Source organism: Clostridium sp. AM27-28 (assembly GCF_003480955.1).
Classification (GTDB): Bacteria; Bacillota; Clostridia; order Lachnospirales; family Lachnospiraceae; genus Otoolea; species Otoolea fessa.
In genome coordinates, this window is the sequence record NZ_QUJT01000001.1 from 395,257 (window position 1) to 418,087 (window position 22,831).

At 46.7% G+C, this 22,831-nt stretch carries 27 protein-coding genes and 3 pseudogenes; 19 read left to right on the forward strand and 11 right to left on the reverse strand.

From position 1 onward, the window contains the following. Positions 1-264 precede the first annotated feature (264 nt). Positions 265-1,581, forward strand: coding sequence for a hemolysin family protein (locus DW720_RS01960; RefSeq protein ID WP_107000749.1), 1,317 nt, complete (start codon positions 265-267; stop codon positions 1,579-1,581). A gap of 196 nt (positions 1,582-1,777) precedes the next feature. After that, complete coding sequence (locus DW720_RS01965; protein WP_243099684.1) at positions 1,778-1,930, forward strand: hypothetical protein; 153 nt, start codon at positions 1,778-1,780, stop codon at positions 1,928-1,930. Positions 1,931-2,266: 336 nt separating this feature from the next. On the opposite strand, the pseudogene DW720_RS01975 reads toward DW720_RS01965, so the two are convergent. From DW720_RS01975 to DW720_RS15665, 4 genes and pseudogenes are all read right to left on the reverse strand, one after another. Next, positions 2,267-2,508 (reverse strand): annotated as a pseudogene (locus DW720_RS01975) (peptide-methionine (R)-S-oxide reductase); the annotation flags it as partial. An 89-nt stretch (positions 2,509-2,597) separates the two neighbouring features. Beyond that, the gene (locus tag DW720_RS01980; protein ID WP_182436507.1) at positions 2,598-3,548 is read right to left on the reverse strand and encodes a TlpA disulfide reductase family protein; all 951 of its coding nucleotides are present in this window, start codon (positions 3,546-3,548) and stop codon (positions 2,598-2,600) included. Between the two features lie 11 nt (positions 3,549-3,559). Next, on the reverse strand, positions 3,560-4,453 hold the full coding sequence (locus DW720_RS01985; protein WP_182436508.1) for a 4Fe-4S binding protein: 894 nt from the start codon (positions 4,451-4,453) through the stop codon (positions 3,560-3,562). Positions 4,454-4,478: 25 nt separating this feature from the next. Then, positions 4,479-4,625: a CD1871A family CXXC motif-containing protein gene (locus DW720_RS15665; protein ID WP_181357199.1), complete on the reverse strand. Its 147-nt coding sequence runs from the start codon at positions 4,623-4,625 to the stop codon at positions 4,479-4,481. A gap of 147 nt (positions 4,626-4,772) precedes the next feature. Between DW720_RS15665 and DW720_RS01990 the strand changes: the two genes are divergently transcribed. Next, positions 4,773-5,450, forward strand: coding sequence for a response regulator transcription factor (locus tag DW720_RS01990; RefSeq protein ID WP_074925768.1), 678 nt, complete (start codon positions 4,773-4,775; stop codon positions 5,448-5,450). Next, positions 5,447-6,598, forward strand: coding sequence for a HAMP domain-containing sensor histidine kinase (locus DW720_RS01995; protein WP_118749195.1), 1,152 nt, complete (start codon positions 5,447-5,449; stop codon positions 6,596-6,598). The genes DW720_RS01990 and DW720_RS01995 overlap by 4 nt, the downstream gene beginning before the upstream one ends. Here the strand turns inward: DW720_RS01995 and DW720_RS02000 are convergent. Further along, a complete protein-coding gene (locus DW720_RS02000; protein ID WP_182436504.1) occupies positions 6,584-6,874 on the reverse strand; it encodes a hypothetical protein in 291 nt (96 codons plus the stop codon). The two genes, DW720_RS01995 and DW720_RS02000, sit on opposite strands and share 15 nt — an antisense overlap. A 370-nt stretch (positions 6,875-7,244) precedes the next feature. Continuing rightward, positions 7,245-9,005, reverse strand: a complete 1,761-nt coding sequence (locus DW720_RS02005) for a diguanylate cyclase (RefSeq protein WP_118749241.1) — start codon at positions 9,003-9,005, stop codon at positions 7,245-7,247. A gap of 324 nt (positions 9,006-9,329) precedes the next feature. Here DW720_RS02005 and DW720_RS02010 point away from each other — a divergent pair, with 324 nt between their 5' ends. Together DW720_RS02010 and DW720_RS02015 are read left to right on the forward strand one after the other, a co-directional pair. Next, entirely contained in the window at positions 9,330-9,593 is a 264-nt protein-coding gene (locus tag DW720_RS02010; RefSeq protein ID WP_333489792.1) for a hypothetical protein, read from the forward strand. A 12-nt stretch (positions 9,594-9,605) separates the two neighbouring features. Next, complete coding sequence (locus DW720_RS02015) at positions 9,606-9,920, forward strand: hypothetical protein (protein WP_333489793.1); 315 nt, start codon at positions 9,606-9,608, stop codon at positions 9,918-9,920. 411 nt (positions 9,921-10,331) lie between these two features. Here DW720_RS02015 and DW720_RS02020 read toward each other — a convergent pair whose 3' ends face one another. After that, on the reverse strand, positions 10,332-10,670 hold the full coding sequence (locus DW720_RS02020; protein ID WP_107000743.1) for a helix-turn-helix domain-containing protein: 339 nt from the start codon (positions 10,668-10,670) through the stop codon (positions 10,332-10,334). Between the two features lie 119 nt (positions 10,671-10,789). Between DW720_RS02020 and DW720_RS02025 the strand changes: the two genes are divergently transcribed. The 3 genes from DW720_RS02025 to DW720_RS02030 all read left to right on the forward strand — a co-directional run bounded on the left by DW720_RS02025 (position 10,790) and on the right by DW720_RS02030 (position 12,115). Then, positions 10,790-11,185 carry a pyridoxamine 5'-phosphate oxidase family protein gene (locus DW720_RS02025; RefSeq protein ID WP_118481843.1) on the forward strand — a complete coding sequence of 132 codons (396 nt, stop codon included), beginning with the start codon at positions 10,790-10,792 and terminating at the stop codon, positions 11,183-11,185. A gap of 142 nt (positions 11,186-11,327) precedes the next feature. Next, on the forward strand, positions 11,328-11,438 hold the full coding sequence (locus DW720_RS15860) for a DUF2200 domain-containing protein (protein ID WP_147353120.1): 111 nt from the start codon (positions 11,328-11,330) through the stop codon (positions 11,436-11,438). 83 nt (positions 11,439-11,521) lie between these two features. Beyond that, the gene (locus tag DW720_RS02030; RefSeq protein WP_107001009.1) at positions 11,522-12,115 is read left to right on the forward strand and encodes a sugar O-acetyltransferase; all 594 of its coding nucleotides are present in this window, start codon (positions 11,522-11,524) and stop codon (positions 12,113-12,115) included. Between the two features lie 126 nt (positions 12,116-12,241). Here DW720_RS02030 and DW720_RS02035 read toward each other — a convergent pair whose 3' ends face one another. The 4 genes from DW720_RS02035 to DW720_RS02050 all read right to left on the reverse strand — a co-directional run bounded on the left by DW720_RS02035 (position 12,242) and on the right by DW720_RS02050 (position 14,751). Further along, positions 12,242-13,264: an AraC family transcriptional regulator gene (locus DW720_RS02035; protein WP_118749196.1), complete on the reverse strand. Its 1,023-nt coding sequence runs from the start codon at positions 13,262-13,264 to the stop codon at positions 12,242-12,244. Continuing rightward, positions 13,261-13,647 carry a metalloregulator ArsR/SmtB family transcription factor gene (locus tag DW720_RS02040; RefSeq protein WP_118538464.1) on the reverse strand — a complete coding sequence of 129 codons (387 nt, stop codon included), beginning with the start codon at positions 13,645-13,647 and terminating at the stop codon, positions 13,261-13,263. Before DW720_RS02040 ends, DW720_RS02035 begins: the two co-directional genes overlap by 4 nt. 53 nt (positions 13,648-13,700) lie before the next feature. Further along, positions 13,701-14,063, reverse strand: a complete 363-nt coding sequence (locus DW720_RS02045; RefSeq protein WP_107000739.1) for a CGGC domain-containing protein — start codon at positions 14,061-14,063, stop codon at positions 13,701-13,703. A 244-nt stretch (positions 14,064-14,307) separates the two neighbouring features. Further along, positions 14,308-14,751 carry an Rrf2 family transcriptional regulator gene (locus DW720_RS02050; protein ID WP_107000738.1) on the reverse strand — a complete coding sequence of 148 codons (444 nt, stop codon included), beginning with the start codon at positions 14,749-14,751 and terminating at the stop codon, positions 14,308-14,310. 127 nt (positions 14,752-14,878) lie between these two features. On the opposite strand from DW720_RS02050, the gene DW720_RS02055 reads away from it, so the two are divergent. From DW720_RS02055 to DW720_RS02105, 10 genes and pseudogenes are all read left to right on the forward strand, one after another. Further along, entirely contained in the window at positions 14,879-15,859 is a 981-nt protein-coding gene (locus DW720_RS02055; protein WP_182436505.1) for an NAD-dependent protein deacetylase, read from the forward strand. Beyond that, positions 15,856-16,737 carry an NAD-dependent protein deacetylase, SIR2 family gene (locus DW720_RS02060; RefSeq protein ID WP_118749198.1) on the forward strand — a complete coding sequence of 294 codons (882 nt, stop codon included), beginning with the start codon at positions 15,856-15,858 and terminating at the stop codon, positions 16,735-16,737. The genes DW720_RS02055 and DW720_RS02060 overlap by 4 nt, the downstream gene beginning before the upstream one ends. A 16-nt stretch (positions 16,738-16,753) precedes the next feature. Continuing rightward, positions 16,754-17,590, forward strand: coding sequence for an NAD-dependent protein deacetylase, SIR2 family (locus tag DW720_RS02065; protein WP_118749199.1), 837 nt, complete (start codon positions 16,754-16,756; stop codon positions 17,588-17,590). Then, positions 17,581-17,688: pseudogene (locus tag DW720_RS02070) on the forward strand (DNA-3-methyladenine glycosylase I); the annotation flags it as partial. The gene DW720_RS02065 and the pseudogene DW720_RS02070, both read left to right, overlap by 10 nt. Before the next feature lie 247 nt (positions 17,689-17,935). Beyond that, a complete protein-coding gene (locus DW720_RS02075; protein ID WP_117509136.1) occupies positions 17,936-18,154 on the forward strand; it encodes a cation transporter in 219 nt (72 codons plus the stop codon). A 98-nt stretch (positions 18,155-18,252) separates the two neighbouring features. After that, the gene (locus DW720_RS02080) at positions 18,253-20,253 is read left to right on the forward strand and encodes a heavy metal translocating P-type ATPase (RefSeq protein WP_118749201.1); all 2,001 of its coding nucleotides are present in this window, start codon (positions 18,253-18,255) and stop codon (positions 20,251-20,253) included. Between the two features lie 94 nt (positions 20,254-20,347). Then, positions 20,348-20,485 (forward strand): annotated as a pseudogene (locus DW720_RS15865) (LysR family transcriptional regulator); the annotation flags it as partial. A 122-nt stretch (positions 20,486-20,607) separates the two neighbouring features. Then, complete coding sequence (locus DW720_RS02090) at positions 20,608-21,078, forward strand: flavodoxin (protein ID WP_107000731.1); 471 nt, start codon at positions 20,608-20,610, stop codon at positions 21,076-21,078. 194 nt (positions 21,079-21,272) lie between these two features. Beyond that, the gene (locus DW720_RS02100) at positions 21,273-21,929 is read left to right on the forward strand and encodes a TetR/AcrR family transcriptional regulator (RefSeq protein WP_107000730.1); all 657 of its coding nucleotides are present in this window, start codon (positions 21,273-21,275) and stop codon (positions 21,927-21,929) included. Next, positions 21,926-22,672, forward strand: a complete 747-nt coding sequence (locus tag DW720_RS02105; protein WP_118749202.1) for a YoaP domain-containing protein — start codon at positions 21,926-21,928, stop codon at positions 22,670-22,672. Before DW720_RS02100 ends, DW720_RS02105 begins: the two co-directional genes overlap by 4 nt. The last annotated feature ends 159 nt before the right edge of the window (positions 22,673-22,831 follow it).

The following is a 22,831-nucleotide window of genomic DNA, read 5'->3' on the forward strand; positions in this document are numbered from 1 at the left end:
GTTTTACATAAATTTAACACACTTTTGCTTTTTTCGAATTGATTATGTTAGGTCTTTTTGTTATACTGTACTACAATACTATTTGAGAGGAGGAATATTTAACATGGACGAAAGTGATAATGATTCTGAAGCGAACCAATTCAATAGAATTTTTATTTATATATCGCAAGGCATGGACTATGTATTCGGAACATAGACCATGTCTTTTGTTGCTTTTAAGTAAGTGTGATATTTAGATAATTTTATTGTAGAAAGGTTTTATTTATGAGTACATCAATTTTTATTCTTTTAGTAGTGCAGATTATTTTAATTATATTAAACGCGATTTTTGCGAGTGCAGAGATCGCTGTTTTATCAATGAATGAAACAAAGCTAGAACGAATGGCAGAACAAGGTAATGGTCGGGCAAAGAGATTAGTACGATTAACGCAAGAGCCGGCACGATTTCTTGCGACAATTCAGGTTGCAATCACATTGTCGGGATTTTTAGGAAGTGCTTTTGCAGCAGATAATTTCTCAGAACCTTTAGTTGATTGGGTTGTTGGGATGGGTGTGAATATTCCACGTTCTACTTTAGATACCATAGCTGTTATATTGATTACATTGATTTTATCATATTTCACGTTGGTTTTTGGCGAATTAGTTCCAAAGAGAATCGCAATGAAAAAATCTGAAGAACTGGCAATGGGGATTTCAGGATTGGTTACGGGAATCTCTATCCTATTTAAGCCAATCGTTTCATTTCTTTCAATATCAACAAATATTGTCTTGAGGATTTGTGGTATTGATCCAAATGAAGCGGAAGATCAAGTAGGTGAAGAAGAAATACGTATGCTTGTTGATGCGGGAAGTGAAAAAGGAACAATAGATCATCAAGAAAAAGAGTTTATTCAAAATGTTTTTGAATTTAATGATATTATGGCTGGTACGATTGCTACACATCGAACAGATGTGACAATATTATGGATGTCTGATGATGTGAAGGAGTGGGATGAAACGATCCACAATACACGACATACCCTTTATCCCGTCTGTGGAGATTCGATAGATCATGTTATTGGTATTTTAAATGCAAAAGACTATTTTAGATTAAAAGAAAAAAGTAAGGATATGGTTATAGATTCTGCAATTTCTGCACCATACTTTGTTATGGAAACTACAAAAGCAGATGTGCTTTTTAAAAATATGAAACAATCGAAGCAATCTATGGCGATTGTATTAGATGAGCATGGTGGAGTGGTTGGAATAGTAACTCTTTTTGATTTATTAGAAGAAATTGTTGGCGATTTAAACGATATTGAACCAATATCGTCGGAAGAAGAAACTGTTATTATAAGAATAAGCGATAACAAGTGGGAAGTGAAAGGAAATATACGATTAAGTGATATTGAAGACGCTATAGGTGTTACATTTACAGCAGAAGATTGTGACACATTTACTGGATTTGTATTTCAAAAATTTGGTATGGTACCAAAGGATGGGGATACAAAAATAGAATTAGAAATAGAAAATATGCATATAATCATTGACAAAATAAAAGAACATCAAGTTGAACATGCAATTATAGAAATTTTAGAATAAAATTTTGAAATGCATTTGAAAATTATTTTAGAAACAAGGGGATATATCAGAAGAGTACATATACATTTTCAAATACAACAGGGATAGAATGATGTTGCGATAAAAAAGAGGGAGACACACATTTGTTTAATCCATGAAGTCCAATTTTGCCGTTGACGGACGAACACATGCAGAGTACCGCAAGACCAAATCGGAAATGCAGTATTGGCTTGTGGCGCAGAAGATTATGCAGGAAAACCTGAAAGAGGACGAGCAGAAAAAGAGCAGCTGCATGAGCAGGAAGTGCGGCAGGAAGAAGAAAATAGACAAAGCAGTCGATGATGGAATGTCCGGTGCAGTGTGGGTGTAATGCTCATGCTGCACCGGGCTTTTTTCTTTGAAAATGATTTTTTATAATGTTGATCTTTGACTGCTCTTAACTCAAATATTGTATCTTAACTCAAAAAAAGTTATAATACAGAAAAAGAGTTAAGAATGCAGGTGATGACATGGAATATCTCGATAAAGTTCTTGGAGTCAAGGTTACCTATGAGGACGTAGAGTTTAAGCACGGAGTGACTGTCTTGGATGCGGCATATTTGATTCCATTTAAGGCAAAAGCATGGATGGATTTGACAGATCGTAAGGCCGCAGGAGAACATGTTGATAGCAAAAATATTAAGAAACATAACAGTATTTTGCGAACTCATTCCTCGAACAGATACAGAAGATATCCATAACCCTCTGCTTTCATCTTTGCGTAAGGCACAAAGCGCAGAGCCGCACTGTTGATACAGTAGCGCACGCCATTGGGGACTCCGGATCGCCAGTGAACACATGACCAAGGTGAGAATCTCCGGCACGGCTTCTGACCTCTGTACGGCGCATGCCGTGGCTCAGGTCCTCCAGTTCCACCACGGCAGGCTCTTCAATGGGCTTTGTGAAAGCCGCTCAGCAGCAGTACCGCGGTGAGCAGAAGCGGCAATACTCTCCGATACATGGTGTATCCCTCCTTTCGGAGAAGATAAATTCGTTTGTCAGCCCATATCGGCGGCAAGAGCCTGGTCGATGAGCTTTTGCAGCGTCTCCGCCTGCTTCTTTTCCGTGATGGCGCCTACGATGGGTTCACCCACGATATTGCCGCTGCGGTCGACCACATAGGTGGTGGGATAGGCAAAGATGTTGGTGGTAAACTTTCCCGCCTCACCGTCGGAGTCAAAATACACATTCTGATAGGTGGCGCCCTTCTTGGCAAGCACATCCTTCGCCTCGGAAATTGCCGTTTCGTCGCCGTCCAGCGTGAAGGTGTTGACGCCGATGAGGGAGCCGCCCTTCTCCGCCAGTTCCTTGTTCAGCGCATCCAGCTCGGAAAGCTCGCCTACGCAGGGATTGCAGGTGGTGAACCAGAAATTCACCACGGTGACGGCGTTGGCGGAGAACAGCTCGTCGCTCTTCACCGTGTTGCCATCCAGGTCCTTGCCCTCAAAGACGGGGAATTTCTGCATGCTGCCGTCATCAGGCGGCGTGGTCATGTCGCTGCCCGCGGGCACGCTCATAGCGCCATCCGTAGATTGCTGTGCCGCCTCGGGGTACTTTTTCTCTATCATGGTCAGCTTGTTTTCAATCTCGCGGATCTTCTCTGCCGCCTCCTTGAGCAGCTTCAGCTCATCCTCCGTAAACTGATCTTTGGAACTTTCGATGGTGTCCAACAAGAACTCACCATAGTTTTTGCCGTCCTCCTGCATGGTCATGCCCTTGTCGGCCGCTATGAAAACTTTTTCCCAAAGCGCTGTGTTCTCCGAGAGAATGGCATTTTCCTGCGCCATCAGCTCCTTGTGCATGGCGACCGCTTCCTCGGCATTCTTCGGTTCGCTACTCATTCCGTCCATTTTGTCTCCGCCCTTTGTGGCGCAGGCTGCCAGAGAGAGCACCATCAGTGCAGTAAGCAGCAGAGCCAGAATTCTGCCGGCAGTATTCGTCTTATTCATCTTCATTCGTTTTATTCCTCCCTGTTAGTGTTGTTTGTCTGTAGTGTTTCCGCTGCTTTTGCCTTATCTTTACCGTCTCCGAAGCCGTAGCGGAAGTACACGGCTTTCGTCGGACAGGCGCGGATGCACATTCCGCAGCGGATGCACTCGGTATGGTTGGGCGTTTTCGTCACATCCACATCCATCTTGCAGGCTCTGGCGCATTTCCCGCAGGAAACGCACTTATTCTTATCCACCTTCATCTGGAAGAGGGACACCCGGTTGAACAGCGCGTAGAACGCGCCCAGCGGGCAGAGCCACTTGCAGAACGGTCGGTAGAACAGTACGCTCAGCGCAATCACCGACAGCAGGATGCTGAATTTCCATGTAAACAGCTTGCCCAGCGCCGCCCGGATGCCGGAATTGGCAAGGGACAGCGGGATGGCTCCCTCCAGCACGCCTTGGGGGCAGAGGTATTTGCAGAAGAACGGGTCTCCCATGCCAACATCGTTCACAAGGAATGCCGGTAGCAGGAAAACCATCACCAGCAGGACAGCGTATTTCAGGTATGTCAGCGGCTTCAGCCTCTTTGTGGAAAGCTTTTTAGTGGGGATTTTGTGCAGCAGCTCCTGAAACCAGCCGAAGGGGCATAGAAAGCCGCAGATAAAGCGCCCCAGCAGTACGCCCAGCAGAATGAGGAAGCCTATGATATAGTAGGAGAAGCTGAACTTGGAAGACCCCACCACCGCCTGAAACGCCCCAATGGGGCAGGCCCCGGACGCCGACGGACAGGAGTAGCAGTTCAGCCCCGGCACGCAGACGGTCTTCCCCGCCCCCTGATACAGTCCGCCCTTGAGAAAGTTCGGCAGATGTAGGTTGGTCAGCAGCGTCGCCCCCGCCTGAATCCAGCCCCGGAAGCGGGACATGGTCTGTGAAACGCCTGAAAACTTTTTACCCAATGCCCACACACTCCAGACATAATTTGATTGCTTTGCTCAGCACTGTCGCCGCCTCGCCCCGCCAGACACCGAAGCACAGCATGGCGGCTCCGGCCATCAGCAGCACGATCTGCGCCGCTGCCTTTTTCTCGCAGCTCATTTTTCATCACCCTTTCCGATTTTCTGTCCCCATCATAGCGCGGGAGAGTTAAAGTCTCTGTTAAGAACGAAAACTTAACACAAACCTTATCTGTTTTTGCTATAATGAAAGCAACACAAAAACGAAGAAATAAAAAGGAGGGCTCTCATGCACCTTTTAGTAATTGAAGATGAACGCGCCCTGTGCGAGACCATCGTCCGCAGCCTGCGGCGGCTGGCCTACAGCGTGGACTACTGCTATGACGGGGAAAAAGCGCTGGCGCTTCTGGGCGTGGAACGATACGATCTGGTGCTTCTTGATCTGAATCTGCCGAAAAAGGACGGCATGACGGTGCTGCGCACCCTGCGGCAGACCGACCGGGAGACGCGGGTGCTGATCCTCTCCGCCCGCAGCGAAGTGGAGGACAAGGTGCAGGGGCTGGACGCCGGGGCGAACGACTATCTGGCGAAGCCCTTCCACCTCGCCGAGCTGGAGGCCCGCATCCGCAGCCTGACATTGCGGCAGTTTACTCAGCAGGATGTGCTGCTAAGCTGCGGAGGCCTGACCTTTGACACCCGCTCCCGTACCGCCACCGTCAACGGGCAGACGCTGACGCTCACCCGGAAGGAAACAGGAATCCTGGAATACCTGATGGTGCATCAAGGAAGGCCAGTAAGTCAGGAGGAGCTGATGGATCACGTTTGGGACAATAGCGTGGACAGCTTCAGCAATTCCATTCGCGTCCACATCTCCGCCCTGCGCAAAAAACTCCGCGCCGTGCTGGGCTATGACCCCATCCGCAACCGCATCGGCGAGGGCTATCTGATGGGAGGTGAGGAGGAATGAAGCGGCTTTCCCTGCAGTGGCGCATCACGCTGATGTCCGTCCTGCTCATCGGTGTTACCTGCGTGGCCATGAATCTGCTGCTGTGCTCCTCCGGTGTGTATTATATGGACACCATTGCGGACAACTTACAAGGCGGCGGCACGGTTATCCTGAATGATGGCGGAGCGGCGAGCTTTGACCCACAGCTCATGGCCCCTGACGAGGATCTGACGATCATTGTCGATGGGGTGCAGGGGCGCTTCCGCACCACCAACTGGTACATCACGGCGGCGATAACGCTGCTCAGCGGCATCCTCGCCTATTTCGTCAGCGGACGCGCTCTCAAGCCCCTGCGCAGCTTTACCTCGCAGGTGGAGCAGGTGCAGCTGAACAATCTTGCCGATATGAGGATCGATGAAGATGCTATTTCGGAGTTCCGGCAGCTGAGCCGCTCGTTCAACCAGATGCTGGAGCGGCTGAACAACGCCTTTTCTGCCCAGCGGCAGTTCACCGGCAACGCCGCCCACGAGCTGCGCACGCCACTGGCACTAATGCAGGCGCAGTTGGAGCTGTTTTCCGCGGAGCATCCTGATGTGCGACCGGAGACGGCGGAGTTCCTCACGCTTTTGCGTGAGCAGACGGAACGGCTGATACAGATGACCAGGACACTGCTGGAGATGAGCAATCTGCAGCAGGTGGCGCGGAACGAGCGGATCCAGCTCGCTCCCATGATCGAGGAGATCTTCACAGATCTTGCGCCGCTCTCAGATAAGCTCGGCGTCACGCTGACGGCGGAGGGCGACGGCATTATGACCGGCAGCGATGCACTGATTTACCGGCTGATCTTCAACCTGACGGAGAATGCTGTCAAGTACAACCGGCCGGGCGGATCGGTACGGGTTTCTGTCACTCAGGAGTGGGAAAAGCTCCTGCTCCGCGTCTCCGACACCGGCTGCGGCATCCCGGAGGTGTATCAGCGCAGTATCTTCCAGCCCTTCTTCCGGGTGGACAAGTCTCGCAGCCGGGAATACGGTGGCGCAGGACTGGGTCTCTCACTGGTATGGGAGATCGCCGACCTCCACGGCGGCTCCGTTTGGGTGGAGAAAAGTTCGGAGAAGGGCACTACCATTGCGGTGGGGTTGCCAACGCAACAATCAACGAAGCCCTAAAACCCTTTTATTCGTTTTTCGCTGCTTCGCTTGCCGCCCTGCGGCGTCCCTCTCCGTATTTTCACGCTCCAATTCCGCCGCACGGAGCTTGCTGTGGACAGACTTATAATCAGAAATTTCCTGTTTCAAACTGTCAATCTCAGCCCTGAGTTTTGCAATTAGCTTGTTTGCCGCATCCACCGCCTTTTGCAGTTTGGATTCCTTTTTCTCTGCTGTAACGTACTTCTTTGCCAGAGTGGAAAGTCGGTCAAAGTCCTCACGCTCCACGGCAACCATGCTCGTCCAGCGCGGGCTTGGAATCCCACTTTTTGCTCATGCTGACCTGTTGTATTTAAATAACCCTATTAACACAATTTTATTAGGAGCAGTATAACTGCTGACGGCGTAGAATCTTGGTGGCTAACTTGGTGGATACCTTGATGAGTGTCATCCTCTAAGTTATCATGGGTTTTGAAGAAGCATTTTATGAGAAAAAGAATCTGGATCCAAAGATGCGGGCATTGCTTAATTCACTGGCGAAAACAGATCATACCTTGGCAAATAAAATAGAAGCTCCACATGCGATTTAAAAAAAATCCTGTTCAATATATGAATATGAGCAGGATTTTTCTATTTACAACAATATTTTTTACAATATTTCCTTCGATTATCCGGAAAATTTTTCACTGTAATGACTTTTCATATCCTCCCAGTCCATGAACAATACATAAAATACTTTGCCATATTGCTGGCTCTCAACAATTCTCCCATGGTCAAGCACAGACAGATACGATCCATCCGCTCTTCGTAAATGAAAGTGGATATAGTCATTTCCATTGCCATTATCAATCTGTTTCCAAATGCTTGCTTCTATCTTCTTCTTCTCATCTTCCCGTATCAGGTTGCTGAAACTTTTCTTTGTAAGTCTGAATAGTTCATCCATATCTTTATATCCGGCCATATGAAGAAACTCCTGATTTGCATAAAAGAGTTCATCATCTTCTTTGTCTGCTCTGTATATGATAAATGCTCCTGGAAGGTGCTCGGAGATATCCCTAAATGCAAATCCCAGTTGTTTACGAACCCTTAATTCAAGTCCTTCCCTATAAGCCATGCAGCCATTTTTTCCATGAAGTTTTATTTCGTAAAGGGCTGCATCTGCACAGCGCATAAGCTGTGAACGGTTAGACGCAAATGTCGGATATTCCGAATATCCAAGAGAAATATAAAATGGATATTCTTTTCCCTTATATGAAAATGTCTTTGGAGCCATAGTGAATTGCTGTAGCTTCTCTTTTACATCCTCGTAGGAATAATTTTTTAAAAGAATACAGAACTCATCTCCACCATTTCTTCCTAGTAACGCATCAGACGGGAAAAAAGCTTTCATACTGTCTGCCAGACTCCTTAATGCTTTGTCTCCGTAAACATGTCCATAGATATCATTAATAAATTTAAAATCATCAATATCAAGAAGTACAGCCACAAATTTCGCTTTCGGATTTTTATTAATCATCTTTTCTGCCAGTTCATCGAATCCATAGCGATTGTAAATACCTGTAAGAGAATCTGTGTGTGCCAGTATTTGAAATTTGTTTTTATTTTCTTTTGATACCAGCCACATCCGGGTAAGAGTTACCAAAAGCATGGTAATCGCAATAAAGAAAACACTGATTACTGCTATTAATGTATTGTTTCCCCAGCCATTTTCAGGCATTACTTCAAACTTCCAGTTCTCCGTTCCTATCGTAAAGTCATAGGAAACCGGATTCGTTAATTGACGATCTGACTGATAAACAACTTTATAATTATCACTCCATGGATTATCCGTTTTTGAAAGACTATATTCATATCCAAATTTCGAAAGTGCACTTGTCGCATCTGAAAAAATATCCGGAACACGAAGGATAACAATGGTAAATCCCCAAAAATATTCCTGCCCGTTTTCATCTTTCAGATAAATAGGATTGCGGACAGCAATTCCATATCCACCCTGTTTCAATTCAAAAGGTCCCTGTGTAACGATTGTATGATGATCTCTTGCATATATGGAAATTTCACCACGTTCTTTATCATGAATCAGATCAATCTTACCTGCCTCATTTCCATCGGCCGGATAAATATCCGTTACAATACCAGCCGGAGCAAGCTGTATGCTTTCAACAGAATCCGACATAATATTTTTTGCAATTGTGTCAAATTGATTGATTTCTCCAGTTCCGCTGATCAAAAGCTGTTTCAGAACATCTGTAATCTCTATTCCATTTATAATCTCATTCTCTATACGTTCTCCATAGGTTGTTGCATTTAATTGTGCTGTTGTGCGTCTCTGCTCTTTTTCATGAGTATCTGTGTTGTATACGACTAAACTAACAAGGCATATGCCCATTAAAAAAACGAGAAGAGGCACAAGTGTCTTTTTTTTCACCTGATTCACCTCGTTTTATCTCAGTCGAGAAGACTCCCACCTCTTCAGGTGGTGAGTAATAGCAAATTTGTCTCAGTGGGAGTTGGGTTTCTGACTGATGTTTTTATAATTAAGCATTATATCACGGAAGTAAAAAAATGGAATAAATCTTGCCAAAAAAGTTATAGAACGTTTTTCCAGTGTACTGATAACGTTTTCCTTGCGTACAATGGAAAAAAGAAGCAGTGCTCCTAAACAAATAAAAAAAGTACAGTTTGATTGTTGGATTGCTTGTTTTTATGGCATCTTTTCTTTTGGAATTCAACATGGCGGTTACGTTTATTTATGGACAGCCGACTGAACAAGAATGGCGGAACGCTTATTTTCACTACGCATTATCCGGAACTGCTGGATGAATATGACCGAAATGACGGAATTTGTATTGTAAGAAACCGTAATGGCATTACAGCAGAAAATTTGAGCCATATATTGAAACGTAATGATATTAAAAAGAGTGATGCCTATCAGAGCGGTTTCCTTGAGGGAACAACGCCAGCATATGAAGCGTATATGCGCTTGAAGAAAAGCCTGGCTGCTTCAATCAATTAAGGAGGCAGCAGAATGGAATTAGCAAAATATAAGGCGTGTATATGTGAAGGATCTGCCGAAGAAGCTATTATCGACATACTGGTTGATAATGATCTTCTGATTTTCAAAAGAGAAGAAATGTTGGAAGAATGTGTTATCCGTTGCAGAAGTGCTAAACGATTTGAGGAGCGATACTTACGGAAAGGATTTGATGAGCAGATTTCTGTGATACGGATTTTGGATTCTCGCAGAGAGGAATTTCGATTGAGTAAAGCATATGATCAGTTTAAGCGTTCTGGAAAAAAACAAGCGAATTTTGTAAAACAAATCTTCGGATGCATGATGTGAAGTCGTATGATTTTGTGAAGCAGTATTTCAGTAACCCACAGCTCTTGGTGAAAGCCATAAAAGAGTATCGCAGAACAGCAAATATCCCCAAAGGAGAATACAGCTTGTCTGATTTGCTGAGATGAGCTTTGCTTTTTTAATACATTGGCCGTGACTCAAATGGTCACCAGGAGATAAACGGTTACCAGTTTACAGAAAACAGAATAGAATCGTCTTCGATGCCTCGTTGGGAAACCAACGGGGTATTTTTTTGCCCCAATCCGACTGCATAGGACACTAAAAAAGTCAAAACGAACCGTAGGTAGTCCTGCAAGGACAACCAAAGCGCGCCTACGAGGCCAACGCGAAAACGGATGTTCCTTGAAAACTGAATAGCTTATATGCTACCCATATTCGTAGGAGAATATTTCATCATTCTTTATCGTTTAAATATTGAATATACTCGTTTCCCCATATTTCCAACTCCTTCAGTACTTTCCTGAATTTTTCTCCAATATCACTTAATTTGTATTCTACTTTTGGTGGAATCTGCTGATATTCTATGCGTTCAATCAAGCCTTCTTCTTCCAACTTTTTCAGCTGTCTTGATAGCGTTGTATGTGTCATTTCTTCTGGCATTTTTCTTTGTAATTCATTAAACCGGATGGGGCCATCTGTTAACAAATACATAATATACATAGACCATTTACCTGTTAAAACTTTTTGCGAAGTCACATACGGGCAAAGCCCAAATAGATTTTTCTTTTCCATATATACGTTCCTTTCTGATACCAGTATCGTAAAATATCGTACTTGTTTGTTTTCTCCTATGATATATAATTATACGCATAAAAAATAAAAATACAATTTGTTTTCAGGAGGATTTTGAAATGAATGACGTAGTAAAATATTTGCAGGAATGCGGAACTTTTTATCTTGCCACGGTAGAAGGAGACCAGCCACATGTACGCCCATTTGGTGCTGTATGTGAATTTGAAGGAAAACTTTATATTGTAACGAATAATAAAAAAGATGTTTACAACCAGATGAAAGTAAATGGAAAAGTTGAAATGTGTGGAATGAACAAAGGTACTTGGATTCGTGTGAAAGGTGCAGTAAAAGAAGATACTCGCCGTGAAGCTCGTGTAGCCATGATGGAAGCAAATAAAAATGCTCTCCAGTCTATGTATACGGTTGATGACAATTTGATGACGGTATTCGTTTTTGAAAGTGTCATCGCAACTATTTATTCATTCACAGAAGAACCGAAGGTTATCAATCTGTAAAATTTTGAGTAATGTACATTACGGTTTGTCAGACTGGAAATTCCCCGGCTGATGTTTGGCGCTGTGGGCGGCGGCACACATTCTTTATTATCCGGAAGAGTGGTATACGCTGCACATAGACGCACCTGAGGGAGGGACGAAAATGGAAACTGAAAAAGTATATGCTATGCCATTTGCAAAAATATATCCCATGCTAGTGGATGAGCTGGCTAAGGGCAAAGTGATGGAGAAGATCAAGCGGACAAACAAATGAGGGAGGGGAAAGCAGCCTATTACACACCGACAGAGAATGTGGTATAATCCTTGAGGAAACATTGTATGGAAAGGACAAACACGATGAACGCTCTGGATATTATGAAACGCCCTGCCGCCTACGTAAGCGGCTATGAAAACACCCCCACGGAGGAACAGAACCGTGCAAAGCAACTGTGCTGGGAGTACAACCGCACTGCTCCCAACGAACAGGAAAAGCGGCGTAGCATCCTGCAGACCCTGCTGGGCACCTGCTCTCCCATGACCGGCATTCAACCGGATTTCCACTGTGACTATGGCTTCAACATCCATACCCACGGCTTGGCGGTCATCAACTATAACTGTGTCATTCTGGATACCTCTCCGGTAAACATCGGAGCAGGTGCCTTTATTGCCCCCGGCGTATGCCTTGCCTGCTCCGGTCATGCCATCGACCCGGAGCAGCGCAGCCACGGCATTGGAACCTCAGCACCTATTACGCTGGAGGAAAACGTCTGGATCGGTGCAAATTCCACCGTCTGCGGCGGCGTTACCATCGGGGCAGGCTCGGTTATCGGGGCGGGAAGCGTCGTCACCCATGACATTCCCGCCGGTGTCATCGCAGTAGGGGTGCCCTGCAAGGTGATCCGCCCCATTACCGAAAAAGATAAGTTCAAGCCGGAGGATATTCTGTTCTGAGAAATTCAGATCAGAAACGCTGAAAAAACATACGCACAAGCTCTCCGGGGACATTTTTGTTTTTCGCCATGCTTTTCTGCGGGGAGAAGGCATGGTATACTGGGAATGACAATTCGGGATTTTTCATTACAGTGTTTTGCTAAAGGAATCCAATGGAGCTATACCCTGGATTTTCCTGTATTCTCTGGGTGACATTTTGACGATAGACTGAAAAGCGCTTGAAAACTTTCCCTGAGTTTGGTAGCCTACCTGGGAAGCAATATCCGCGATAGTGTCATTTGTTTCCCGTAATAATTTCATAGCCTGACGCACTCGAAATTCCTTCATATAGGTGGCGATAGGCTGACCGTAGACTGCCTTGAATATCTCTTTTAGAGTGGAGGTATTTATCAAATACTGTTTGGAAAGTTCTGCAATCGTAAATCGTTGATCCAAGTGCTCTGTCAACTGTTGATGAATTTCTTTTATCAATTCGGTTTGCTGGGAGAAGTATTGAGTCAATTCTTTATGCTCCGATTTCATGTTGCTCAAATAAATCAAAATTTCCAGCACCTTCAATTTCAAGAGGGAAATTCGAACGGACACAGGAGCAGAAAAGAGTGGGGCAAAAATATGCTCTAAATCGGAACAAGACGGGATTGCGGATGGCTTTCCGGAGCAAAATCGATTCTGTAACTGGTCTGCTTCCACACCGGCATTCTTTAAAACTTCCGGGCAAATGGAAGAGAGCTGTTTCAGATCCACGGAAATGGAAATTCCCTCTGAATATCCTAGGGGAAACATCATGGCGGAATCCGCGCAGCAGGCCATACTGTGTGCTGTCACATCACCTGTACCTAAATAGACGGCAGTACCGCCGTGCATATTCCAACCCACGCGACCACTGCGACAATAGTAAATTTCTAAAACAGAATCCGAAGCATCATGCCGAAACCTGACCTCTGAAGCAAGAAAAACATTGAAGGATACCTCTATTCCAGGAAAAGTTTCATATGCCTCCATACACCCTTTTCCAGCGGTAACCGCTCGAAACTGTTCTCCAAAGAGTGTAGTACCCGTTCCACCAGCCCGGCAATGCTTCAAGGCGAGGGTGCCGTTTGGGATCTTTTGAAGTTTTTGAGCGATAACTTTGGATTCTTCTTTTTTCATGGCGTTCCTTTTTGTTTTTCTACTTGCGACGGACAGGCGATTTTTACAAGCCACTCAATCATGTGATGGAAATTTCGGGCCTGCTCGGTATCAGCCGCTTTATAATAGACCTCTTTCCCGTCCCGGCGGCTAACGATCAGACCCGCTGATTTCAACTGCTTGAGATGGTGAGAAACTGCAGGACTGCTCATATTTACCATGGCTGAAAGATTGATAACACATTCCTCACAGTGGCAAAGCAGCCAAAAAATGCGAATACGGCTGCCATCTCCCAGCTGCTTGAAAATATCAGCTACGGTTTGAAAGTTTTCTACGCTGGGCATATATTCCAGTTCATGCTCGATAGTTTGTCCGTGGTCGTGGGGTAAGTGGTTCTGAATCATTTAGCACTCCTCCTTGAAGTCTATCTTATCATAGACCGGAGAGAAAAGAAACTTTACTTTTGAGATGTTTCTGGTTCAGGGCCAGCGTCATGGGTGTAATCCAAGATACGGACACCATCGCCTACCTCTTTCTGCACCAGCTCCCGCATACGCTTAGCAAAAGGACAGGGGTAACCAATGGGAGTCCCTTTGCTGATGCAAGAAGCAAAAGCAATGGTGTCAGCGCCCTGTTCTACCAGAGAACGGGCCCGCAGCACCGCTTTTTTTCCGGGGCAGCCACCGCAGTTGATGAAGCCCACTAACTGAATATCATCCTCTCCCATAAAAGCGCCTTTTCTCTCTCGGATTGTCCGAAAATCCCGGCTTCCGGGGCAGTAATCCTCTGTCTGCATACAACGAATAATGCCAAGTTTCATATTAGTTTCCTCCTTAATTTAGGGCCTGCCATTCAGATTTGGCCGGTCCATTGTCTATTATTATGTAACCAGATTTTCCAACAGCTGGATGGAAATGTCCTCGTAGTAGCGATCCTCTTTAATCATTCACAAAATACGGGTTATAGGCCTCTCCGGTTCTCAGTATAGCTCCGCAAGGAGGTTCTGTATTTCCCGTTCAGAAGAATTTTTGTCCCAAATGGAAGAGTTTCTGAAAATCAATCCATCATAAACGCTGCAAGAGCGTCCCTTCTAACTTCATGTGATATTGTTCCAGTACATCTTTCAGTGTAATTTCTTGCATTCTTTGTTCCGCTGTTTTTTGAATGTCCAAGTAAAAATCCCGCAGCACCAGTTGGATATTTACACCCACGCCACAAGCGGGGTTGGTGTGGATGTCCTGATGGAGCAGGGGCTTGTTGCCCTCTACGGCCCGATAGGCATCCAGCAGAGTGATTTTCTCCGGCTCACGAGCCAGAGCGGGTCGGGGATGTCCCTTCACGCTGACCAGCAGTCCTCCCTTCCGCAAGGAGGACATGAGCTGGCGCACATAGGCAGGATTCGTCTGAATGCTCTCTGCCAGCTTGTTACTGGTTAGGTCGCAGTCTGGGTACAGAGCGATAAAAGTCAGAATGTGAACAGCATCGCTAAGGCGGGTTGGATATTTCATGGACGGATCTCCTTTTTTGCTTTGATGTTATTTTTATTATAACAGCATATTGACAGCGATGCAAGAGGATGCTAAGATGATTTGAAGTAAGAATAAAAATAACACCCACTCGAAAGGAATGGTGAAAATGAACTTCTATGATGATCTGGTCATGCAGACCCAGATGAATTATTCCAGACACTATCATATCTATGCTTCCGGCAGTACGCCTTATCAGCTGACTGACAAAAAGCCGCTGCCGTATAGCGAACAGATTAATCGGTTGGTACAGGAGGTAAAGGAAGCTGACTGTGTGGTAGTGGGCGGGGCCTCCGGCCTGTCCGCTGCCGGTGGCGGAGATTTTTACTATGAGGACAGCGACTCCTACCGCAAATACTTCCGACCTTTTGCCGAGAAGTACCACTTCAAAGGTGCTTTTGCAGGGATGATGCACCCATGGAAGACAAGGGAAGAGTATTGGGGGTATCTCGCCACCTTCCTTCACACCACCCAGACCGCACCTGTGCGTCATCCCTATCTGGATCTGGACGCTTTGCTGAAAGGCAAGGACTTCTTCATCCTCACCACTAACCAGGATACCCAGTTTGTCAAACTCTACCCGGAGGAGAAGGTGGCGGAGATTCAGGGGGATCACCGCTTCTTTCAGTGTGCCGCCTGCTGTACCGATGACACCTGGGATGCGGTAAAGCCGGTGGCTGATATGGTAGCTGCTATGGGGGAGGGCACGAAGATTCCTACGGATCTCATTCCCCGGTGCCCCCACTGCGGCGGTGAGGCATTCCCATGGGTGCGAGGATATGGGAATTTCCTGCAAGGAAAGAAATATGAAGAACAGTACGAAAAAATTTCGCGCTACGTATTGGAACACAAAGACAGCAAAATTCTGTTCCTGGAGCTGGGCGTTGGCCGAATGACTCCCATGTTTATTCAGGAGCCTTTCTGGAACCTGACCCTCAGTTTTCCCCATGCCCGGTATATTGCTGTCAACAACAAGTATGACTTCCTGCCCAAACAGTTGGAGGACAAGGGCATGACCATTGTGGCCGACATTGCTCAAGTGCTACGGGATGCACGGGATACCATGGACAGCGGAGATAACGATCGATGAGGGTTGCAAACCAAGCAACGCTTCAGGAACTTGCCGAGCGTATTGATCAAGCAGATGCTGTTGTGATCGGAGGCGGCTCCGGCCTGTCAAGCGCGGCTGGATACGACCACTACCATTGGTCCCCGGCACTTTCGGAGGCATTGGCTCCCTTTCGCGAACAGTATGGCTTCACCTCCCCGCTGGCTGGATTCTACCATTGCTTTTCCAGCTATGGAGAGCAGTGGGGATATTACAGTCAATATATCCGCTTCATGTGGGAAGCCCCTACTGGGCAGCCCTATCTGGACCTGCAGGCACTTGTTGCGGACAAACCTGCTTTTGTTCTGACCACCAATGTGGATCAGCAGTTTTTTCGAGTATTTCCTCAGAAACAAATTTGCGCCTTTCAGGGAGACTTTAGCTACTGCCAATGCAGTCAGCCTTGCCGGGATGATATTGGGGAAAACCGCGAACTGGTGAAGGAACTGACTGGTTGCTTGGTAGGTGTTCGCCTGCCGGAGGAGGCTGTTCCCCGTTGCCTGGATTGCGGGCGAGTGCTGGTGCCCTGGGTACGAGATGATACCTTTCTGGAGGGAACCTTCTGGCAGGATAGTCTGCATCGCTACCATAGATTCCTGCGACACTGGATAATGGATCAGTCCGACAAAAAAGTCCTGCTGTTGGAACTTGGCGTGGGTGAGATGACACCCAGTATCATCAAACTACCCTTCTGGGAACTTACTGCCAAAAACGAAAACGTCTTTTATGCATGTCTTAATCGAGAGGTATCTCATAGTCCGGAGCATCTGCGGGGACGCAGCCTGTATCTGCAAGGAGATTTGGCGGAAACTCTGGCTGCTCTCCGGCAGGCGCGATCCATCGCAGCAACCATAAAATAGAAAGGAGCGAACGAATATGATTGATTGGAAACCCAGTGCCGAAAAATTCAGAGAAGCGGACGCTATCCTGATCGGGACCAGTAACGGCCTGTCCATCACCGAAGGACTGCATTTGTTTGCAGACAATGCAGCCTTTGATGAATTGTTTGGAGATTTCAAACAAAAATACGGCTTACATTGTATTTTGCAGGGAATGATGGCCGGATGGCCCAGCGAGGAGAAAAAATGGGCCTTCTGGGCCCGGCTCATCCATCATTACTGCGGGCAATACCAGCCTACGCCGGTGATGAACGATTTGAAGGCCATTGTGGGAGAGAAAGATTACTTTGTCGTCACATCAAACGGAGAAGGTCACTTTGAACGGTGTGGTTTCGATCCGACGAAAATCTATGAGATTGAGGGCAACTGGTTTACGATGCAGTGTGCCCGCCCCTGCCACGACACCCTCTATTCAAGTTTAGAGTTGGTCGAAAAATTATCGGCTGCCGAACAGGGCGGCCATGTGCCTACAGAATTGGTGCCGCGTTGTCCCAAGTGCGGAGGTCCCATGGACATCCACATGGGCGCGGGTCAGAGAATGATTTCGGATACCGCAGCGCAGGCACGGTTCCAAAACTTTCTGAAAACCTACCACGGAAAGAAACTGGTGGTTCTGGAGCTGGGCATTGGCTGGCGCAATCAGCTGATCAAGGCTCCGATGATGCGCCTGGTGGCCAGTGAGCCAAACGCCACTTATGTGACCATCAATCTGGGTGAGATCTACATTGCGGACAATATCAAAGAGAAGTCCTTCGGACTGGACGGGCGGCTGGATGAGCTGCTGCCTGCACTCCGGGAGGCGTGCGAGGCATGAAGTTTGTGGGGACCGTAATCATCTATGCCTATTTGCAGGCGGTGGGAGTTATCAACTCTCATGAATCAATTTGCTTTCTGAATCCTTTGCAGCAGTAGAAAATGCAGAAAATAAAACGCCGGGAAGTTGACTCAAATTGTCAATGCCTTTCGGCTTTTTACCGGGTACTGGAATGTGCCGATAAAAGCTGCATTTTGCCCAAACAGAAGAACCCTTTTCCCGAATAGCAGGATATGGGTTCAAAGCGTTGACGAGGACGGTTTTCCTGCGTATGATGAAGATACAATTAAACGATGATTTAATTGTTCTGGCAACAGGAACAAATTAAGAGAGGAGATTTTCAAAATGAAAAAGACTTACAAAATCGATGTGGATTGCGCTAACTGCGCCAACCTGATGGAAGATGCCGCCCGCAAGACCAGCGGCGTACAGAGCGCTACGGTGAACTTTATGACCCTCAAGATGAACGTGGAGTTTGAGGAGGGTCAGGACCCCAAGGCTGTTATGCAGGAGGTTCGCAAGGCCTGCAAGAAGGTGGAACCCGATTGCGAGATCTTCCTGTAAGCCAGCAAAACGAAATGCCCTGTCGAGCGGCAGCTTGCAGGGCGTTCTTTCTCTTAGACAAATAAACGAATAAGCAATCGTGAAAGGGGTAAAACGAAATGCAGGAGTATATCATCAACGGTCTGCTGATTGTGGTGGCTCTGCTGGCCGTGATCCTTCAGATCATCGGCACGCGGCCCTCCGCCGGTATGACCAAGAAACAAAAAGTGATGTTGTGGCGGATTCTAACTGCTACGGTTCTACTGTTAATTTTGCAGGTCCTGGGCGCAGGCGCATTTGAAGTGTTTGGTGCGGTAGGCCGCTGGGTACGTCTGGCTGTGTTCCTGGTGGATTATCTGGTTATTGGCTACGACATTCTGAGAAAAGCCGAAAAAGGTATCCGTAACGGTCAGGTGTTCGATGAGCACTTTCTGATGGCGGTGGCTACGCTGGGGGCTCTGGCACTGGCTGTATATGAAAACGGTGACTATCTGGAGGCCATCGCAGTGATGCTGTTCTACCAGGTGGGCGAATGGTTCCAGTCCTACGCTGTGGGCAAGAGCCGCCGGAACATCAGTGATCTGATGGACATCCGTCCTGATTATGCCAATATCGAACGGGAGGGAAAACTAGAACAGGTAGACCCGGACGAAGTGGGTATCGGCACCATTATTGTGGTACAGCCCGGTGAGAAAGTTCCTATTGACGGTACCGTGGTGCAGGGAAAATCCACTTTGAACACTGCCGCTCTCACTGGTGAAAGTTTGCCCCGTGAGGTCAAGACTGGCGATGAGATCATCTCCGGCTGTATCAACATGACAGGTTTGCTCCATATCCAGACCACCAAAGAATTTGGTGAGTCCACTGTCTCCAAGATTCTGGATCTGGTGGAGAACGCCTCCTCCCGGAAGTCCAAGTCGGAGGACTTCATTTCCCGCTTTGCCAAGATCTACACTCCTGCGGTGTGCTATGCCGCGCTGGCGCTGGCTGTATTGCCGCCGCTGGTACGGATGTTTGCCATGGGGCTGGATGCAGGCTGGGAGACCTGGATCTATCGTGCGCTGACCTTCCTCGTTGCCAGTTGCCCCTGCGCTTTGGTCATTTCCATTCCTTTGTCCTTCTTTGCAGGAATTGGCGGAGCCAGTAAGGCGGGCGTTCTGGTGAAGGGGTCCAACTATCTGGAGACCCTGTCACAGGCTAAGATCGTGGTCTTTGACAAGACCGGCACACTGACTCAGGGCGTATTTGAGGTGAATGCGATCCATCACAATGAGATGGATGAGCACAAGCTGGTGGAATACGCCGCTCTGGCAGAGAGCGCTTCCAGCCATCCCATCAGCAAGAGCTTACAGAAAGCCTACGGTATGGAAATCGATCGTAGCCGTGTAACCAATATTCAGGAGCTAAGCGGCAACGGTGTCATCGCTACGGTGGACGGTCATCAGGTGGCAGCTGGTAACGACAAGCTCATGAATCGTCTGGGGGTCCAGGCTATTCCGTGCCACAGCGTAGGCACCATTATTCACATGGCGATTGACGGGAAATATGCCGGGCACATTGTTATTTCCGACATCGTGAAGCCTCACTCCAAGGAAGCCATCCAGGCATTAAAGTCGGCTGGGGTTCGCAAGACTGTGATGCTTACTGGTGACGCCAAGAAGGTGGCTGATAGTGTAGCCTCCGCACTGGGGCTGGATGAGGTTTACAGTGAACTGCTTCCTGCCGACAAGGTGGAGAAAGTGGAGCAGTTGATTCAGAACAAGCCGGAGAAAGAAAAACTGGCTTTTGTGGGAGATGGCATCAACGATGCCCCGGTGCTTCGCCGGGCAGACATCGGCATTGCTATGGGCGCTATGGGTTCTGACGCTGCCATTGAAGCTGCGGATGTAGTACTGATGGATGACGATCCAATGCAAATTTCCAAAGCAATCAAAATCTCACGCAAGTGCCTTGGCATCGTCTATCAGAACATCGTGGTGGCCATCGGCGTAAAACTGGTCTGCCTCGTGCTGGTCGCTCTGGGCTTCGCCAATATGTGGCTGGCCGTGTTTGCGGATGTGGGCGTGATGATTATAGCCGTCCTCAACGCTATCCGGGCACTGTTTGTGAAAAATCTTTAAAGTTCAGAAATAAACGAAAACAGAATTCGACACAATCCGAAAAAGTCAATGGAAATCAATAAGAATTGCGGTTTATAATCGCAAAATCTATTGATGCGGTGAATTTGCGGCAGTAGAGACCTTGGCAAGGATATGTAAAACGTATAAAGAAAAATACCCACTGATTCAGATTGAACTTCATACCGCAACAGCAGATACGGTTTATGAGATGATGAAAAAAGGACTTGTAGATAGAATTCAATATAAGCATTAGACATAATAAAATAATGGGTATAAAATAGATGTATAAGAGAAATTCAAATCTTATACATCTATTTTTATACAAGAAATTTGCAAAGAAAGGGGCTTTTTATTATGAGTAAAAAATTAGTGGCATTTTTCAGTGCAAGCGGAACAACAAAAAAAGTAGCAGAGATGATTGCAGAGGAAGCAAAAGCTGATTTATTTGAGATTGAGCCAAAAGTTCCATATACAAAGGCTGATCTTGACTGGATGGATAAAAAATCTCGGAGCAGTGTGGAAATGAGTGATAAGAAATACAGACCGGAGATTATGAAGAAAGAGATAGATATGAGCTCTTATGATGAAATCCTTCTGGGATTCCCTATCTGGTGGTATGTAGCTCCAACAATTATCAATACATTTTTGGAAGCCTATGATTTCAGCGGTAAAAAGATCGTTCTTTTTGCAACATCCGGTGGAAGTGGATTCGGTAATACTGTAAAAGAATTGCAGCCATCCGCACCAGAGGCTGTTATCACAGAAGGCAGTCTGTTAAACCGCGGAACAAAACAGAAAGTCAGTGAGTGGGTAAATTCTTTATAAACAGCAGTGTTATGGAAGTATACAGAATATGGAAAAAATGGTACAGACAGCAGGAAGAAATGCGCTTGGCGAATTTGCGCCGGAGTTTGCACATTTTAACGAAAGGGCATAATTTTTTCATTCGTTCTTGACAAGTAACCATTCGGTAACTATAATGTAGTTACCGAATGGTTACTTTGATAAAGGAGATAATTATGGCAGAGGGTACAAAGGAACGGATTTTGAGAACAGCACTGGAACTGTTTGCGCAGAACGGCTATCTGGGGACATCTATGAATGATATTGCAGGGCAGTTGGGAATTACGAAAGCTGCTTTATATAAGCACTATGCCAGCAAACAGGAAATCTTAGATAAGATCGTGGAGCGAATGAACAAGATGGACTATGAGCGCGCTGAGGCGTATGAAATGCCGGAAACGGAACCAGACGGCTTTGCGGAAGCATATCTGCATACACCAATTCAAAAAATTCGCACATACAGCCTTGCCCAGTTTGACCATTGGACAAAGGAGCCGTTTTCCTCCAATTTCCGTAAAATGCTGACGCTGGAGCAATACCGTGATTCCAAGCTTGCACAGCTTCACCACGACTATCTGGCGGGCGGTCCTCTGGAGTATATGGCGGCCATCTTCCGCAAATTGGCAGATTCTGATGAGGAGGCTATGCAGCTGGCGTTGGAATTCTATGGGCCAATGTATCTTCTATACAGTGTCTACGACGGTGCGGAGGAAAAAGAATCGGTTTCTTCCTTATTGGCGACACACATTGATCGCTTTATTGCCAAGGTTGAGGCTGGTTACAGATCAGAAGCTGCCGGGACAGCTGTTTTAAGCAGGAGGAATAACGGATGAACTATATTCGGATCACCAAAGACAATATTGACAAGGAACATATCTGCTGCGCCATGTCCGGTAAGCAGAGTGTTGTAAAAAAGGAATGGCTGCGGCAGCGCTTTGATGATGGACTTGTTTTCTATCGCAGCGAGGAGCGCGGCAAATGCTTTATCGAATACATTCCAGCTGAAAACGCCTGGGTGCCGATTGCGGCAGATGGTTATCTTTACATTAACTGTCTATGGGTATCCGGCTCTATGAAGGGACACGGATACTCAAATGATCTGCTGGAGGCATGTGTCCGTGATGCCAGGGTGCAGGGAAAGAAAGGTATTTGCATTCTGTGCGCGGAGGGCCGAAAGCGGGAATTCCTCGCTGACCCGAAATTCCTTACCTATAAGGGCTTCCGTGTGTCAGACATATCCGACTGTGGGATCAATCTTATGTATCTTCCCATTGAATTGGGTGCACAACCGCCGCATTTCAAGGAATGTGCGAAACATCCGGTGATTGAAGAAGCAGGTTTTGTTCTTTATTACACCGATCAATGCCCATATACCTATTATTGGGTGCCAAGAGTGCAGGAGGCGGCGAAGGAACATGGTATCCCGTTTAAGGTTATCCATATCACTGATAAAGAAAGCGCACAGAATGTACCTGCACCGGTCACGACTTATGCACTGTTTCGGGACGGTCAGTTTCTGACACAGAGTATCCAGTCAGATAAAAAATTCCTGGCGCTGGCAGGTTTACAAAATTGATTTTACTCCGCTATTTTTGTGTCGCTTTTGAGTCGCAACATAAACGCTCCGCGAGGATGCGAAGCATCGGCACGCTTCTGTTTGTCGAACTTTACGGAGATATTGGTGCGATCACCCCAAAGGGTGTTGCGAAGGATACCCCTGAACGCTTTGCGTTGT

Bases quoted from the DNA above. Each gene is read 5' to 3' on its own strand.
- DW720_RS02015 (WP_333489793.1), top strand. From the start codon at position 9,606: ATGGAATTAGCAAAATATAAGGCGTGTATATGTGAAGGATCTGCCGAA.
- DW720_RS02040 (WP_118538464.1), bottom strand. From the start codon at position 13,647: ATGATTCAGAACCACTTACCCCACGACCACGGACAAACTATCGAGCAT.
- DW720_RS01990 (WP_074925768.1), top strand. From the start codon at position 4,773: ATGCACCTTTTAGTAATTGAAGATGAACGCGCCCTGTGCGAGACCATC.
- DW720_RS15665 (WP_181357199.1), bottom strand. From the start codon at position 4,625: ATGAGCTGCGAGAAAAAGGCAGCGGCGCAGATCGTGCTGCTGATGGCC.
- DW720_RS02060 (WP_118749198.1), top strand. From the start codon at position 15,856: ATGAGGGTTGCAAACCAAGCAACGCTTCAGGAACTTGCCGAGCGTATT.
- DW720_RS02045 (WP_107000739.1), bottom strand. From the start codon at position 14,063: ATGAAACTTGGCATTATTCGTTGTATGCAGACAGAGGATTACTGCCCC.
- DW720_RS02075 (WP_117509136.1), top strand. From the start codon at position 17,936: ATGAAAAAGACTTACAAAATCGATGTGGATTGCGCTAACTGCGCCAAC.
- DW720_RS02010 (WP_333489792.1), top strand. From the start codon at position 9,330: ATGGACAGCCGACTGAACAAGAATGGCGGAACGCTTATTTTCACTACG.
- DW720_RS01960 (WP_107000749.1), top strand. From the start codon at position 265: ATGAGTACATCAATTTTTATTCTTTTAGTAGTGCAGATTATTTTAATT.
- DW720_RS02035 (WP_118749196.1), bottom strand. From the start codon at position 13,264: ATGAAAAAAGAAGAATCCAAAGTTATCGCTCAAAAACTTCAAAAGATC.
- DW720_RS01995 (WP_118749195.1), top strand. From the start codon at position 5,447: ATGAAGCGGCTTTCCCTGCAGTGGCGCATCACGCTGATGTCCGTCCTG.
- DW720_RS02105 (WP_118749202.1), top strand. From the start codon at position 21,926: ATGAACTATATTCGGATCACCAAAGACAATATTGACAAGGAACATATC.
- DW720_RS01985 (WP_182436508.1), bottom strand. From the start codon at position 4,453: ATGTCCCGCTTCCGGGGCTGGATTCAGGCGGGGGCGACGCTGCTGACC.
- DW720_RS02090 (WP_107000731.1), top strand. From the start codon at position 20,608: ATGAGTAAAAAATTAGTGGCATTTTTCAGTGCAAGCGGAACAACAAAA.
- DW720_RS01965 (WP_243099684.1), top strand. From the start codon at position 1,778: ATGCAGTATTGGCTTGTGGCGCAGAAGATTATGCAGGAAAACCTGAAA.
- DW720_RS01980 (WP_182436507.1), bottom strand. From the start codon at position 3,548: ATGAATAAGACGAATACTGCCGGCAGAATTCTGGCTCTGCTGCTTACT.
- DW720_RS02050 (WP_107000738.1), bottom strand. From the start codon at position 14,751: ATGAAATATCCAACCCGCCTTAGCGATGCTGTTCACATTCTGACTTTT.
- DW720_RS02065 (WP_118749199.1), top strand. From the start codon at position 16,754: ATGATTGATTGGAAACCCAGTGCCGAAAAATTCAGAGAAGCGGACGCT.
- DW720_RS02020 (WP_107000743.1), bottom strand. From the start codon at position 10,670: ATGGAAAAGAAAAATCTATTTGGGCTTTGCCCGTATGTGACTTCGCAA.
- DW720_RS02030 (WP_107001009.1), top strand. From the start codon at position 11,522: ATGAACGCTCTGGATATTATGAAACGCCCTGCCGCCTACGTAAGCGGC.
- DW720_RS15860 (WP_147353120.1), top strand. From the start codon at position 11,328: ATGGAAACTGAAAAAGTATATGCTATGCCATTTGCAAAAATATATCCC.
- DW720_RS02080 (WP_118749201.1), top strand. From the start codon at position 18,253: ATGCAGGAGTATATCATCAACGGTCTGCTGATTGTGGTGGCTCTGCTG.
- DW720_RS02025 (WP_118481843.1), top strand. From the start codon at position 10,790: ATGAATGACGTAGTAAAATATTTGCAGGAATGCGGAACTTTTTATCTT.
- DW720_RS02055 (WP_182436505.1), top strand. From the start codon at position 14,879: ATGAACTTCTATGATGATCTGGTCATGCAGACCCAGATGAATTATTCC.
- DW720_RS02000 (WP_182436504.1), bottom strand. From the start codon at position 6,874: ATGGTTGCCGTGGAGCGTGAGGACTTTGACCGACTTTCCACTCTGGCA.
- DW720_RS02100 (WP_107000730.1), top strand. From the start codon at position 21,273: ATGGCAGAGGGTACAAAGGAACGGATTTTGAGAACAGCACTGGAACTG.